The 14,833-nt window shown below is 47.6% G+C and carries 14 protein-coding genes; 6 read left to right on the forward strand and 8 right to left on the reverse strand.

The genetic code is table 11. The annotated features are described in order from the left end of the window. Positions 1 to 49 precede the first annotated feature (49 nt). Together GA0116948_RS17725 and GA0116948_RS17730 are read right to left on the reverse strand one after the other, a co-directional pair. Positions 50 to 889 (reverse strand): PIN domain-containing protein, encoded by an 840-nt coding sequence (locus GA0116948_RS17725; RefSeq protein ID WP_089714691.1) that lies wholly within the window; start codon positions 887 to 889, stop codon positions 50 to 52. Positions 890 to 911: 22 nt separating this feature from the next. Next, on the reverse strand, positions 912 to 1,145 hold the full coding sequence (locus tag GA0116948_RS17730) for a hypothetical protein (RefSeq protein ID WP_123891855.1): 234 nt from the start codon (positions 1,143 to 1,145) through the stop codon (positions 912 to 914). A 655-nt stretch (positions 1,146 to 1,800) separates the two neighbouring features. Between GA0116948_RS17730 and GA0116948_RS17735 the strand changes: the two genes are divergently transcribed. The 3 genes from GA0116948_RS17735 to GA0116948_RS17745 all read left to right on the forward strand — a co-directional run bounded on the left by GA0116948_RS17735 (position 1,801) and on the right by GA0116948_RS17745 (position 5,293). Further along, positions 1,801 to 3,552 (forward strand): N-acetylmuramoyl-L-alanine amidase, encoded by a 1,752-nt coding sequence (locus GA0116948_RS17735; protein ID WP_165798522.1) that lies wholly within the window; start codon positions 1,801 to 1,803, stop codon positions 3,550 to 3,552. 311 nt (positions 3,553 to 3,863) lie between these two features. After that, a complete protein-coding gene (locus GA0116948_RS17740) occupies positions 3,864 to 4,208 on the forward strand; it encodes a carboxymuconolactone decarboxylase family protein (RefSeq protein ID WP_089714697.1) in 345 nt (114 codons plus the stop codon). A gap of 47 nt (positions 4,209 to 4,255) precedes the next feature. Further along, positions 4,256 to 5,293, forward strand: coding sequence for a 2-oxoacid:ferredoxin oxidoreductase subunit beta (locus tag GA0116948_RS17745; protein ID WP_089714699.1), 1,038 nt, complete (start codon positions 4,256 to 4,258; stop codon positions 5,291 to 5,293). A 93-nt stretch (positions 5,294 to 5,386) separates the two neighbouring features. On the opposite strand, the gene GA0116948_RS17750 is transcribed toward GA0116948_RS17745, so the two are convergent. Then, the gene (locus tag GA0116948_RS17750) at positions 5,387 to 6,022 is read right to left on the reverse strand and encodes a LysE family translocator (protein ID WP_089714701.1); all 636 of its coding nucleotides are present in this window, start codon (positions 6,020 to 6,022) and stop codon (positions 5,387 to 5,389) included. Between the two features lie 94 nt (positions 6,023 to 6,116). After that, positions 6,117 to 7,655, reverse strand: a complete 1,539-nt coding sequence (locus GA0116948_RS17755; protein ID WP_089714703.1) for a GH3 family domain-containing protein — start codon at positions 7,653 to 7,655, stop codon at positions 6,117 to 6,119. A 183-nt stretch (positions 7,656 to 7,838) separates the two neighbouring features. Between GA0116948_RS17755 and GA0116948_RS17760 the strand changes: the two genes are divergently transcribed. The 3 genes from GA0116948_RS17760 (at position 7,839) to GA0116948_RS17770 (ending at position 10,584) form a co-directional block, all read left to right on the forward strand. Further along, positions 7,839 to 8,612, forward strand: coding sequence for an inositol monophosphatase family protein (locus tag GA0116948_RS17760; RefSeq protein ID WP_089714704.1), 774 nt, complete (start codon positions 7,839 to 7,841; stop codon positions 8,610 to 8,612). A 120-nt stretch (positions 8,613 to 8,732) separates the two neighbouring features. Then, positions 8,733 to 9,764, forward strand: coding sequence for a thiamine-phosphate kinase (gene thiL, locus GA0116948_RS17765; RefSeq protein WP_089714872.1), 1,032 nt, complete (start codon positions 8,733 to 8,735; stop codon positions 9,762 to 9,764). Between the two features lie 151 nt (positions 9,765 to 9,915). Then, the gene (locus GA0116948_RS17770) at positions 9,916 to 10,584 is read left to right on the forward strand and encodes a DUF2490 domain-containing protein (RefSeq protein WP_165798523.1); all 669 of its coding nucleotides are present in this window, start codon (positions 9,916 to 9,918) and stop codon (positions 10,582 to 10,584) included. Positions 10,585 to 10,725: 141 nt separating this feature from the next. Here the strand turns inward: GA0116948_RS17770 and GA0116948_RS17775 are convergent, their stop codons facing one another. From GA0116948_RS17775 to GA0116948_RS17790, 4 genes are all read right to left on the reverse strand, one after another. Beyond that, positions 10,726 to 12,402: an ArnT family glycosyltransferase gene (locus GA0116948_RS17775; protein WP_089714707.1), complete on the reverse strand. Its 1,677-nt coding sequence runs from the start codon at positions 12,400 to 12,402 to the stop codon at positions 10,726 to 10,728. Positions 12,403 to 12,417: 15 nt separating this feature from the next. Further along, positions 12,418 to 13,515, reverse strand: coding sequence for an N-acetylglucosamine-6-phosphate deacetylase (gene nagA, locus GA0116948_RS17780; protein WP_089714709.1), 1,098 nt, complete (start codon positions 13,513 to 13,515; stop codon positions 12,418 to 12,420). Between the two features lie 11 nt (positions 13,516 to 13,526). Continuing rightward, entirely contained in the window at positions 13,527 to 13,940 is a 414-nt protein-coding gene (locus GA0116948_RS17785; RefSeq protein WP_089714711.1) for a VOC family protein, read from the reverse strand. A 70-nt stretch (positions 13,941 to 14,010) separates the two neighbouring features. Further along, entirely contained in the window at positions 14,011 to 14,799 is a 789-nt protein-coding gene (locus tag GA0116948_RS17790) for an amidohydrolase (protein ID WP_089714713.1), read from the reverse strand. Positions 14,800 to 14,833 lie beyond the last annotated feature (34 nt).

The raw sequence follows: 14,833 nt of genomic DNA on the forward strand, positions 1-14,833 counted from the left end.
GGAAATTGAATCAGGAAAATATGTAGAAAAATTCAGGCATTCGACAAAGTTAACCTTCAAACCAATACCGCCTTTTTAACTTCCCGGAGGGACACACATAGATTTCATTTACTTTTTGAACGTGCGCATTATCGAAGATTATTTTCAAAAACCTTTCACCAATTTTATAACCATTAGTTGTGACCTTTAATGTGCCGATTTTCAATCTTCGTTTTTTGGTAAAAACAGGTATTATATCTCCGTAATTTTCGTCAACGTCTTCTACCTTAACAAAAAGAAAGGCAGATAAGACATCATTTTGATAACATACATAGGAAATTTCATCTGCTTTTTTGTTAAACCATTTATCAAATCCTTGGTAGTCTTCTCTGAAGCTGTCAAAAAAATTATTCGCCAAATCTACCTCACCAAAAAATTGCTTTTTTACAGATAAAACTTTGTAATCGACTAATTCGGGATGTTCGGCAGTTATTTTCTCTAAGAAGGTATCTATTTTAAATACCTTCTCTGATATGTTTAATAACTCAGCCTTGTAATGTATCTTTCTGTCTTCTGAAATCAATAAGTCAACACGGCCAGCATAAACTTCTGCTAGTATCCTTGAATCGTTGATATCATTATCGCCTTTATCAACCTTATCACTAACCTGCTTTACCTCACCGCTGAAAGGTGCTTGCGTCTTTAAGGTATCATAATTGGCAACTTTAATACCCATCGTTTTGACGATATCAGGATTGCCATGTTTGTTTAATTCTTCAACAGTAATAGGGTGAATACATTTCGTTGCCCTAATTTTATCAAGCCAGTTAAATAGTATTCCTATGTCAGGATTATTACCGCGTCCAGCTTCTCTATGAATTATAATATTGGTGTCTAACAAAACTCTCATTAATGACTATATTTTAACGTGGTTATAATTGCAGAATATTTTCTGTCCTCCAGATATTTATTGGGATTTTAAGAATAATTGATTTCTTATTAGGGTAAGCTAATTTTTGAGATTGGAATTTACTTAACAAATTCCAATCATATTGTTTTTTATCTCTTTTTTCAATCATTTCTTTGATAGCTGTTACATCGTCGACAATGATATTTAAGGAGAAAGGGTTGATTTTCTTAAATGTTTCAAGAGGTATTTTAGACACTGAATTATCTGTACCTAATAGGCAATAATGGCCATCGAGCAAATATTCTTTTCCTTTGCTGGGGGACCACACCTTGATGGTTACAAAGGGTGGTTGGAGGATAACAACTTCCGAAGCTTTCTTTATTCAAAAACGGATAGTTGAATAGACCTAAAAACTCTTTGATCGTGTCGTCCATTTTCCAATTAAAGGTTCGCGGGTCAATCTTCCTGGCAACTTAATATCTTACCTATCATGCCTTAGGAAATTTACTGACTGTTCACTACTGTATAATTTTATCAGATTTCCCAGCATGCCATCAATAATTTTGTATCGATTATTGTCTTTGAACTTTACTTGTGCAATTAATATCAATGGCACAGGATGATCTCTCAAATTACCAAAATTTACCCCTAGAGGGTACTGGGAGGGTGCTAGGAGGGTGCTAGGAGGGTGCTAGGAGGGTACTTGATAGGTACGGGAAGGTACGGGAAACAAAAAGAACCTATGAATAATTCATAAGTGCCTGATTTTCAGAAGTAAATAATAATGGTGTCGAAACGATGGCCACTTGCATGCCATACATAAAAGTGCCGGGAGCTATATGGCTTCCGGCATTTTTTTGTGCCGTAATACGGGTAAGAAAATATCCTATCTTCACGGCAGACAGGAACCCATGAAGCGATTAATACAGCGTATAGCTATCACCGTTATACTAGGACTTTCCACTGCACCCGCATTTTCCCAGGCCGGCATCTTCCTGGTGCAAGGCAACCGCGAGCGTTATAATGTAAGCAACCCTAGACAATTTCTTTCCGGGCACGTATGCCGCGACTGCCGCCTATGGCTGAATAATGATAGCCTGCACGTGTACCCCACAGGGTCTTTTGCTACGGTTGTAAACTTACAGCAGGGAGAAAATACGGTGACCCTGCGCAGCGAAGATCCCGAGGGCCACAGCATACTCAAATCCATTTTATACTACTTTACACCCACCCCTGCCCCCGTGGCCACCAGCAGCCTGCGCGTGGAAACTATTAATATTATGCCTTCCGGCAACCTGTGGCTAAGCGAAGGCGACACCCTGCGCATCCGCATGAAAGGTTACCCCGGCTGCCAAGCCACCTGGATTAATGAGCAGCCCCTTCAAGAACTACCGGCCAGCCGTAGCGGCGGAATACCCGGTTATTACGAAGGTGCTTATATAATTCAGGCCACAGATTCTTTACTGAATAACAAACTGAAAGTAGTACTCCGCGATCCGCAAGGCAGTACAGTGGTAAAGGAAAGCGCCTATCGCTATCGCTTCCTACCCGGTAAATTCCTCTACGGCCGCACGATCGACAACCGGTGCTACCTTACCACATCGCCCGTGGGCGACCGGCTAGGACCCGAGAAACTGGAATACCTAGACCAGGACGTGCTGCTGCGCATCGTGGGCAGGGTAAATGATTATTACAAAGTAAAACTCTCACCACAGCGATACGCCTACATTCCCGAACCACTGGCAGACACCGCCAGCTCAGCCGCACCGGTGCTCCCCAGCCAGGTAGGATCACTCATCACCTGGTCTGATGTGCTGTACGACTACGCCGCCATCCAGCTCAGCGAAAAGCTGCCCTATGCCAGCACCCAGCAGGTAGCGCCAGGGCGCATTTCCATAGATGTATTTGGGGCCAACCTGGCCCCAGGCACCACCTACCGGGATAGCACCTCCACCAGGGAAATAACACATCCCTTCTTGCAGCAGGCGCAGCCTGATGTAGTGCGTATTACGCTTCCCTTGCAGCATGCCCAACCCTGGGGATATAAAATTTATTACGAAGGCACCCGCCTTATTGTGCTGGTAAAACGGCCACCACCCCATCTGGATTTTGCCCACCTGACCATTGGCATAGATGCCGGACATGGGGGCAGTAATCCTGGTTCCATGGGCCCAACCGGCATGAATGAAAAAAATCTGACCCTGCAACTGGCGCTGGCCCTGCGCGATACGCTGGCAAAGCGGGGAGCCACCCTGTTGATGACCCGCACCCGCGACGAGTCGGTAAACAATGAAGACCGCTTTTCTAACTTCCGCAACCGCAACCCAGACCTGTTGGTAAGCATTCACCTGAATTCTTCTGCCAACCCCGTGGACGTAAAAGGTAGCGCCACCTATTATAAACAGCCCATGAGTGAACCCCTGGGCTCGGCGGTGCACGAGCAGTTACTCCAAACCGGCCTGCGCGATTTTAAGAATAACGGCCATTTCAACTTTGTGCTGGTGCAACCCACGGAGTTTCCCAGCCTGCTGATCGAGACCCTTTTTATCAGCAATCCCGATGATGAAACGCTGGTGCTGGACCCTAGCTACCGGCAACTGCTCGTTGATAAGATGGTGCAAGGCCTGCAAAATTTCCTTGACAAAGCAGCTAAAAATCAATAATTGCCCGGCAGACCTTCTCGCCTAAAATGCTTACCGGGTCTGTCTTTGATGTGTCATAATTCCAAACCTGCCATTTATCAGTTTACAAAACAGGCTAAAAAGCTACATTAGCCCCCTGGCCAGGAGGCCGTGCTGCCACCCTTTCCAGGCCAGTGTAACCATAACGTCTGTTATCCCGGATAACCAATAGTTATAGGTACTACCCTACAAAGCCAGTAGGTTTAACCTATATTTGTGTATGGTGCTTTTTGCGGCGAATAGCCTAATTTTGCATCCCTATCCGGTACCCCGGGGGGGAAAATATTAATCACATGTCCGATCAGATCAAGGAATTTAACGACTACCGTGGCAAAATGAATGAGGTGATACTTGGTAAGCAGAATAAGGTGATAAACCGCCTTTTTAACCTGGATACCAACACCTATGCAGAAGGCGCGCTAAGCACCAAAGTAAAAGAAATGTTAGGCCTGGTATCCAGCATGGTACTGCGCTGCGACGATTGTATAAAATATCACCTCGGCAAATGCTACGAACAGGGCATTAATACCGAAGAAATGTACGAGATCTTCGCAGTGGCAAACATCGTAGGCGGCACCATCGTAATACCGCATACCCGCCGGGCAGCCGAATACTGGGAGATATTGCAGGCACAATAATTAAAACCAATCGAATTATTTTAAACAGATTACCAATCGTTTTATAAATGTCAACAGCTACTATCGCTCCGCAGGCATTAACATCCAAGGATTTTGCAACAGACCAGGAAGTGCGCTGGTGCCCGGGCTGCGGAGATTATTCTATACTTAAGCAAGTGCAAACGATTATGCCAGGACTGGGTATTCCCCGGGAAAATATCGTGATCGTATCCGGCATAGGCTGCTCCTCGCGCTTCCCGTATTACATGAATACTTATGGTATGCACTCTATCCATGGGCGGGCCACCGCTATTGCCTCTGGTCTTAAAGCCACCCGCCCCGAACTGAGCGTGTGGATTGTGACTGGTGATGGAGACGGCCTCTCCATTGGCGGCAACCATACCATACACCTGCTGCGCCGTAATTTTGATGTGAACATTATGCTGTTCAATAACCAGATTTACGGGCTTACCAAAGGCCAGTATTCTCCTACTTCCGAAGAGCATAAAATTACTAAGTCTACCCCCATGGGTAGCATAGATCACCCATTTAATCCCCTGGCCCTGGCCCTGGGTGCAGATGCCAGTTTCATAGCCCGCAGCATGGACCGAGATCCCAAACACCTGCAGGAAATGCTGAAACGTAGCAACGCCCATAAAGGCGCATCGCTGCTGGAAATTTATCAGAACTGCAACATCTTTAACGACGGCGCCTTCGAGGTATTCACCGAAAAAGGTAGTAAGGCAGAAGAAACCTTGTTCGTAGAGCATGGCAAACCCATGATCTTCGGTGCCACCAAAAATAAAGGCATCCGCTTCAACGGCCTGCGTCCCGAAGTGGTAAGCCTGGAAGACGGGCAGTACAGTGCTGATGACTTGTGGATACACGATGAAAACGATTTTTATAAAGCCCAGGTACTGGTGCGGATGTTTGACGATCCCCGTGTGATCGGGCACTTCCCCCGCCCCTTCGGCGTATTTTACACAGCGCATCGCAACACTTACGAAGAAAGCCTGCAACTGCAACTGGACGACGCCATTGCCCGCAGAGGCCCTGGCGATCTTGACAAACTACTGGCCGGCAATGAAACCTGGGAAATCAAATAATACCCACATTCACTTATAAAAAAGGGAACCTTCGTCAGAACGTTCCCTTTTTATTGGCACGGAAACCCGCGTTTGCATTGGCCACAAGCCGGATCAATGACCCATTGGCATATCAAATACAACTTTGTACAATAGCACTATCCCGAAAATAATCATACTGCCCCCCGCGATCTTATTGAGCAGGATCACGGTTTTGAGGGTAAGTTTATGCCTTATTTTATCAGCTACCACCACCTTTCCGATATCGGTGGCCAGTACAAAAGCCAGGCATACGCCAAACATGATTACCCGGTGAAAAACCGGAGTAGCACCCGCACCCACGCATACCGTAAGCCAGAAAATAATAACCCCGGGATTGAACGCATTCATCAGGAAACCGGTAAGCCAAATGCCAGCATAGTGGTGGGTTTTAAAGGTTTCTGGTTTTTCATCGCCGGTACTGATCTTTACCTTTTTAAATAGCAGGCCATAGGTACCCATGGCAATCAATAAGCCGCCGCCGCCTATGCCAATATAATTAGAATACTCCTCGATGTTGCCTATGAAAGAAGAAGCCAGGTTACCAATTACCACGTAAAGAATATCAGAGAAAGATACCCCCAGCACGAAACAGATGCCCGCCTTGAAACCATTGTTGATGCTATGTTTGATGATGGCGAAAATGACCGGACCCACAGAAACGGCCAATGACAACCCTAGTGCCAAACCTGCTAAAATCGCTGCTATCATGTATTATTCCAAAATTAAAAGGATGGTTGGTCCTATAGAAAAAGGGTAACCCGGCTAAAGTTACCCTTTTTTTATAAAGTGAAAAATGAGATCGCTATGGCTTCACCGTTTTGCCGGTAGTAAAGGCTTCCCAATCCTTGAGCTTGTCGCCCTTGAGTACACGGGGAAATTTATTCATGGCGCCCTCCTTGCCCTTGTTACGCAAATAATCAATGAAAACCTCGTTGGGCAATACTTCCACAAATACTTCTTTTAACGCAGACGTGCGCTCCACGGCATAGTCATCGTTCACTTCGCTGAGGGTTTGGTCTATGATGGCACGTATCTTAGCAGGATCGGCGTCCACATCGTCCGTGCCAATGTACCAACGGTGCGCAAAAAGGTTCTGGTAGGGAAACCCAGCCACGGTAAATTCTTTCACCGTAATGCCCAGTTTTTTCTGCACGGTATCGATGGCCTTGTTCATGTTGTCTACGCTCATGTGTTCTCCACACAGGCTTAGGAACTGTTTGGTGCGGCCCACGATGGTGATTTCGTGTTCTTTCACGGAGGTGAATTTTACCACATCGCCAATGATATAGCGCCAGGCGCCGGCACAGGTACTCAGCATCACGGCATATTCCACATCTTCCACCACCTCATGAATCATGTATGCTTTAGGATTTTCCTTGATCTCGCCCTCACTATCGAAGTTCTCTTCATTGAATGGGATGAATTCAAAGAAAATACCGGCATTGAGTACCAGTTTTATCCCTTTCACACCTGGTCGGGCTTGGAAGCCAAAGCTGCCTTCGGAGGCCATGTAGGTTTCGATGAAAGTGATGGGCTTGCCCAGCACACGCTGAAAGCTCTCGCGGTAAGGCTCAAAGGATACACCGCCATGAATGTATACGGCCAGGTTGGGCCATATTTCATGAATATTTTTTACGCCGTGATATTTTACAATCTCTTCCAGCACAATCTGTACCCAGGCCGGTACACCGCATACGGTACCTACATCCCATTGGGGTGCCTTGCGTACAATGAGCTTAATACGCTGCTCCCAATTGGTCTTCTTGGCAATTTTGCCACCGGGTTTGTAAAAACGGCGGAACCAACGGGGAATATTTTTGGCCTGTATGCCACTCATATCCCCTTCGTAATAATCTCCTTGGTCATATAGCGAGGTGCTGCCTCCCAGCATGAGAATACCCTTCTCAAAAGAACGGGGCGGGATGTTAAAGTTGGCCATGGAGTACAATTGCTTCACGCCCACCTTCCTCACTGTCTTGAGCATGTCGCGGGTTACCGGGATATGTTTGCTGGCAGATTCTGATGTACCGGAGCTGAGGGCAAAATATTTTACCTTGCCGGGCCAGGTAACATTTGGCTGCCCGTCCAGGCATTTATGCCACCACTCCTCGTGCATTTTATTGTAATTATGTACGGGAACACGTTCTTTATAGAGGGAGATAAATTGCGGGCTAGACAATATCTCTTCAAAATCATAATGTTGGCCAAATTGTGTATCCTGGGCTTTGAACAATAACCGGTGCAGTACCTGCAGTTGGTATTGGCGTGGCGTACCTAACTTTAAAGAGAACTTTTTCCTGATACGCAGGGACCTTGATATAAGATTACCGATGATGGCCATTAAAAATTTCGCTGAGTTTTGTTACAAAAGTACGTAGTATCTGGCATATACCTGCAAGCACAGCCAGCGCGTATTAAAAATATAAAAAAGGTGTTATGTATACTAGTTTAAAGTAATGTTAATATGACCAGCCCGGGAGAATTAAGGATTGGGCATTTAAAATTTACCATCGATCTTTGCGACATGTTAAAAGCAACGCTATTGAAAGCCGCCCATGCCGGCGGGCAAGTAATACTGGATTATTTCGACGGCTCATTCGAGATTTCCAGCAAAAGCTCTGTAAACGACCTCGTAACGGCAGCCGATAAGGCTTCGGAAACCGCTATTATTGCCGTGATCCGGGAAACGTTTCCCGACCATTACATTCTCAGCGAAGAAGCCGGTGTATTAGACACTGCCTCTACCACCCGCTGGATTATAGACCCGATAGATGGTACCGTGAATTTCGCCAATGGTGTACCCATTTGCGCCGTGAGCATAGGGGTAGAAGTAAATGGGGTGATGGAGCTGGGTGTGGTGTACAATCCGGTGATGAAAGAATTTTTCTTCGCCGAAAAGGGACAGGGCGCTACCCTCAATGATAAACCCATCCATGTATCTGTGAAGGACGATCTGAACCGCTCCTTCCTGGTAACGGGTTTCCCTTATCATTGGGAAGATATGCCTAACGACCCGATGGTTGTTTTTGGCCGTTTCATTAAAGCTGGCGTACCCGTACGCCGCCTGGGCTCTGCCGCTATAGATCTTTGCTGGGTGGCTTGTGGTCGCTTCGACGGGTTTTATGAACATAGTCTCAATGCCTGGGATTCCGCTGCCGGTTACCTTATGGTGCAGGAAGCAGGCGGACAAGTCACCGATTTTGAGGGTCATCCTTATTCGCCCTACCAACCCAAAATCCTGGCCACCAATGGTAAGATCCACCAGGCATTATTAAAAATGATTAACGGTGAGGAATAATATAGCATAAAGCAAGGGCCTACGGGCCCATGCAAACACGCCACCTTCATGCCTGGTGCATGGTACCACGTACACCGGGCAGGGCACCCCTACATAGCACCTGGTACAGCAATAAAAATTATGGAAGAAAGAACAGAAGTTACCACTCTCGGAGAGTTTGGGCTGATCGATTATCTGACCCGCAATATTGAGATTCAGCAAGCCAGCACCATCGTAGGTGTGGGAGATGATGGCGCCGTGATAGACCATTTCGGCAAGCAAACCGTTATTTCCACCGACTTGCTGGTTGAAGGCATTCACTTTGACCTGGCCTACGTGCCGCTGAAACATTTGGGCTATAAATCGGTGGTGGTAAACTTGTCAGACATTTACGCCATGAATGCCATTCCCACGCAAATCACTATGAGCCTGGCTTTCAGCAATCGGTTCCCGGTAGAGGCGCTCAATGAATTTTATGAAGGCGTATATGCCGCCTGCGAAACATATGGGGTAGACCTGGTGGGTGGCGATACATCCGCCTCCCTGAAAGGCCTGCTGATCAGCGTTACCGCCATCGGCGAAGTAGCCCCCGGCCAATTTGTAAAACGCTCTACTGCACAGAAAGGCGACATCCTCTGCGTAACGGGTGACTTGGGCGCAGCCTTCCTGGGACTTACCATGTTGGAAAGGGAAAAGAAAATATACCTGGAAAGCCCAGGCGTACAGCCCGATCTGGAAAACCGCACCTATATCCTGGGCCGCCAGCTAAAACCGGAAGCCCGCAAGGATATCATTGAATTCCTGGCCGATCAGGGCATTACCCCCACATCTATGATGGACGTAAGTGATGGCCTGAGTTCGGAAATCCTTCATATCTGCAAACAGAGCAACCTGGGCGTAGTATTGTACGAAGAAAAAATTCCCATACACCAGGAAACCAAGGAAGTAGCTATGAATTTTGGCCTAGATCCTACCGCCGCAGCCCTGAGTGGCGGCGAGGATTATGAGCTGCTCTTCACCTTAAAACAGGATGATTACGATAAGATCACCCTCAATGAAAACATAAGTCCCATCGGCTACATGACGGAAAATAGCGAAGGTGCCCATATCCTTACCAAAGGCGGCAACAAGTATAAGCTGGTGGCCCAGGGCTGGAATGCTTTTGAACAATAACAAATAACTAAGAACTATTACTGCGCAACACCTTAGCTGGCGAATAATACCGCCGGTTAAGGTGTTGCGTTTTTTATGACCACCTTTTTTTATAGCAACTTATATGTATTTGAAGCGAATCTTTTTATCCCTAATTTTTTGCGGCGTTGCAATGGTGCAGGCGCAGGATGTTAAACATAATTACCAGCAGTGGTATACTTACTTTGGCAATATGAAACTGGCCCCGCACTGGGCCATTCATTTCGATGCCCAGGCCCGTATCCGAAATGGGTTCAGTGATAAAGGCCAGTTGCTGGTGAGGCCCGGCATTCAGTACGTGCAAAACAAAAAAATTAATTACACGCTGGGGTATGCCTATGCGCCAACTTACAACGACGCCACTGGACGCTGGTTTCCGGAACACCGCCTCTTTGAACAATTCATATATCGCGACCAGGAAAAACATTTTGATATGCATCACCGCGTGCGACTGGAACAGCGCTGGGTAGGTCAGAAGAATGCGCACGGCGATATCACTACCTGGAAATACGGCAACCGCTTCCGCTACTTTAACCGTACTTATCTGCCCCTGGGTCCCAAGCCCCGGAAAGGCAGTTATTACCTGGCCCTGCAAAATGAGATCTTCCTCAATCTCTGGGGCAATACCATTAACCCTAAAGTATTTGATCAGAACCGTTTCCTGGTGGCTCCTGGGTACCAGCCTACTGCTTCCCTGCGGCTGGAAGCGGGTTACATGAATCAATTTGTTCAGGCTGCCAGTGGCGATAAAAGTATGAACCACATTTTACACCTGTCGGTGCTGCATAATTTTGCCTGGTAGTTTCGCGGTGTTGAGCCGAATAATACAATTAATTGGCTCATGACGTATAATTGGCAGCAAACACACTGGCAGTATGGATATGTAGGCGGACGCCTTAAAGCAAACGGGCCGTTCTTTTTTAGAAGCGCGGCCTGTTTCCAATTATTGCACGTTTAAGGTAATGTTCTGGCTATTGTGCGTAGGCGGCAATGGACTGTCGAATACGCTGAATTTTAGTTTGTACAGACCTGGAGTAGCGGGTGCTTTTACCGCAATGTCTACGCTATCCTGCCCCAGCACTGCGGGTAGTGTAAGCGCCGTTTTTACCGGGGGCAACTCATCTTCCAGGTGCAAAAAGCTATATCCTATCAAGGGAATATTCGCCGTATCATAGGCTATACTCGATGCATAATTATTCTTTACTGCCAGGCGAAAATGCAGGTCTGCATTTGTTTTCACAGCGCGGGTAGCGGTATTGGTCTCAAACTGAATGAGCTGGTAACTATAGTAGCGCGGCGATGCATATTCATGCAAACGGATGTAAGGCAGGATCAGGCTATCTGTTACCGGCAGGTAGTCTTCCTGGTGAAAAACAACCAAGGCGGGCTTGCCCCAGAGCTGGGTTTCCGTATCCCAGAAATTATATTGGTTGCGACGGCTGGCGCGGTCGTTCACGCAGTAGGCCGTTTCGCCGGTGTAGAACATGTACTTGGAAGGTAACTGATAACTATTGATAAACACTACCGGCCTACCGGCCGCCTGCTGCTGTAAACGGGCCGTCCAGTTTTTGTTATTATGCACCTCCGGACGTATACGGATACCTGGTATAAAATCATATACCAGGTAAATGCGTGCCGCAATTACAATCAGCAGGGTAATAGGCACCAGTATGTACAAAGGCTTGCGCGAAACCCGCCGCCGAAGTATATATTGATGGGCAAGGTACATTACCGGGGTAAACAGCATCACCGTCCAGTTGCCCTCTACCCTTCCTTTCAAAGTGCTGAGTAGGAAAAACAGGAGAACGCCTATCAGGCAGTATTTCAACCCTCGCTCAAAGGCCGTTTTCAACGGGCAGGCAATACCATAATACAGGAGGAGCCAGCCTGCTACCGGCCCAAAAAGTAACACCTGGCCAATCAGATAATCCGTGGTGAAAGCGCTTTGATACACTACCGCATTGCGCTCCACGAGGTGGTATTGCAGAGAAGGAAAATGATGTGAGTACTGCCAGTACAGGTGAGGGAAAAACAGCACCGTGGTAATGGCCACCGCCACATAAAAGCGGAACACGCGCAGCAGGTTCAAATTAGAAAGCACGATAAAAAACACCAGCAGGATGCCATGGTATTTACTATAAAACATTAATGCCATGCTTAGCCCCAGCAGCAACGTATTTTTCCAGTTTTGTTTTTGCAGGAAGTTGCGGTATACCAAGAAAAAGTAAGTGGCAAAAAAGATCAGTGGCAAATCTGGTACGGCTATCATACCACCCACTTGCATAGCACCCATAGCTCCCAGCAGCCAGTAGTATAAGCGATTGTCTTTCTGAGGAAGCATGCGTTGCAGCAGCCACAGGGTAGCAACATTAAGTAGCACCACTAACAAACGCACCCCCAGTTCGTTATGAAACAGGGCATAACCCATTTTTATAAGCAGGGCAATCATGGGCGGGTGATCAAAGTAGCCCCAGTCCAGGTGACGCGAGTATACCCAGTAATAGGCCTCATCGTCCATCAACTCCGTATAGCAGGCCTGCAAGAGTCCCAGCAGCAGCCATAGGAGCAGGAACAGATTTTTATATTGGTCTTTCTTGAAAAATCGTCGAAGTGCCTTCATAAGTACAAATATAGCCTATACAATCACTTCCTTCAATTGCAACGCTGCATCCAGCACCACGAAGTGAGCGTTATATCCGGGGGCTATACGGCCCATGCTATGCAAACCTGCCACCCGCGCAGGGTACAGCGAGGCCATGCGCAGACTTTCGGCCAGGGATAGACCTACTTTCTCTACGCAGTTTTTTACGCCCTGCAATTGGGTAAGGCAAGATCCTGCCAGCACCCCCTGGCCGGTTACGTAGCGATCCTCCCGGAATACGTATATATAATCACCGGCAGCATTTTCGGTTACCGCGTCGGTAATCAGGAAAAGGCGGTCGCCCAGTATCTGTTTGCTGATACGGATGGAGTTAAAGTCTACATGCACCCCATCTGCTACCACGCTCACCGCCACCCGCGGATGGTCGTAAATAGCGCCCACCATACCTGGCTCACGGCCCTGCAAGGCCGACATGGCATTGAACAAATGTGTGGCGGCAGGAATGCCCCGCTGAAAGGAAAGGATGGCTTCCGCGTAGGTAGCATTGCTATGCCCCGCCGATATTACAATGCCTGCTGCCTGTAAACGCGCTACCAGCGCAGGATCGCAACGCTCCGGGGCCAGGGTCATATATTTTACGGTTGATTTGCCCTTTTCCAGTATCCAGTCAATATCCGCCGCAGTGGGTTGTTTAATGTATTTTTCAAGGTGCGCCCCTTTCTTTACCGGGTTCATAAAAGGCCCTTCCAGGTGCAGGCCCAAACAACCCTGCCCACCCTGTGTCCAGTAGTCGCTTATGGCTTGCATACCTTGCTCCATGATCTCAAAAGAGGTAGTGGGCAGGGTTATCATAAAGTGGGAAGCGCCGCCAGCCAGGCAATAAGCGTAGGTAGCTTTGATAGTGGCCACATCCGGCTGCTGCATAAGCAGGCGGCCATTGCCCCCGTAAATCTGCAAGTCTATGAAGGCCGGGGCCAGCAGCGCTCCTTGCAGGTCTATTTGTTCCGCACCAGCGGGTATGGCGCTCACCTGCAGCACTGCTACTACGCGCTTGTCTGCTACTAATACGGCATGATCTTGCACGAAAACTTCACCCGTGAAAATGCGGGCGTTATGATAGGCTGTAAGCATGGAATATTCTTTTAGGCTTTTTCGTCTGATCGTGGCTTGGCAATTTCATACAGCTCCAGTGGCAACCCGTCTGGGTCCTGGAAAAAAGTAAAGCGCTGCCCGGTGTAAGGATCTACCCGGATAGGTTCTGTAAATACCCCTTTGGCTTGCAGGGCATTCACCGATTGCGCTATATCAATTACGGCAAACGCCAGGTGGCGCAGTCCCTGAGCCTCAGGCCGGCTGGGCCTTGGCGGAGGATCAGGGAAGGAAAATAGTTCAATAATATACTGCCCCTGAAGGGCCAGATCCAGTTTATAAGACTGGCGTTCCTCCCGGTACACTTCGCGCACCACGGTAAGGCCCAGCACATCGGTATAAAATGCCTTACTGCGCGCGTAGTCGCCGGCAATGATGGCAATATGGTGAAGGGAATGTAAATTCATAAGCCTTGTTTTGGTGCAAAAACAAAAACGTTCCTTACCAGGGCAAGGAACGTTTTTTTATCCGTACCCATTAAAGTACCTGGAATTTGTCGGCGTCTTTCAGGAAGGGAATGTTTTTGCGGATCTCTTCCAGCTTTTCACGGTGCAGGGTGTAAGTAAATACATCTTCATCATGGGCTTTCTGATACAGGATTTCGCCCAATGGGTCAATAATGCTGCTGTCGCCACTGTGGTAAATATTATTGCCATCGTTGCCCACCCGGTTCAGGCCTATCACGTAGGCCTGGTTTTCAATAGCTCTTGCCTGCAACAAAGCTTTCCAGGCAGTATTGCGGCGCTCCGGCCAGTTGGCCACATTGATGAGTACATCATAAGCCACTCCATCCTGCTGAATGGCATTGCGCGACCATACGGGGAAACGCAGGTCGTAACATACGTTGAGATTTATCTTCCAGCCCTTCACCTGTGCAATGAGGCGTTTATCACCGGCATGATAGTGATTGTCTTCGCCGGCATAGCCAAACAAGTGGCGCTTATCGTAAATGCCATACACGCCATTGGGCTGCATCCAAAGGAGGCGGTTCACGTAGTGGTCTCCATCTTTGATAATAAGACTGCCAGTGAGGATCACATTTTTTTCCCGGGCCTTTTGTTCCATCCATATCACTGCGCTGCCTTCCATCGTTTGGGCAAGTACTTCTGGGCGCATACTGAAACCAGTGCTAAACATTTCCGGAAGGATCACCACTTCAGTGCGCCCTTGGATGGCATTAATCTTTTCATCGAACAAACGCAGGTTAGCGTCAATATTCTCCCAATTTAAATTTGCCTGGATAAGTGTTACGGTAAGATCGGCCATGATGGTTACTGGTAATATTTAACAAATTTACGAA

Source organism: Chitinophaga costaii (genome assembly GCF_900094705.1).
In the GTDB taxonomy this organism is placed as follows: domain Bacteria; phylum Bacteroidota; class Bacteroidia; order Chitinophagales; family Chitinophagaceae; genus Chitinophaga; species Chitinophaga costaii.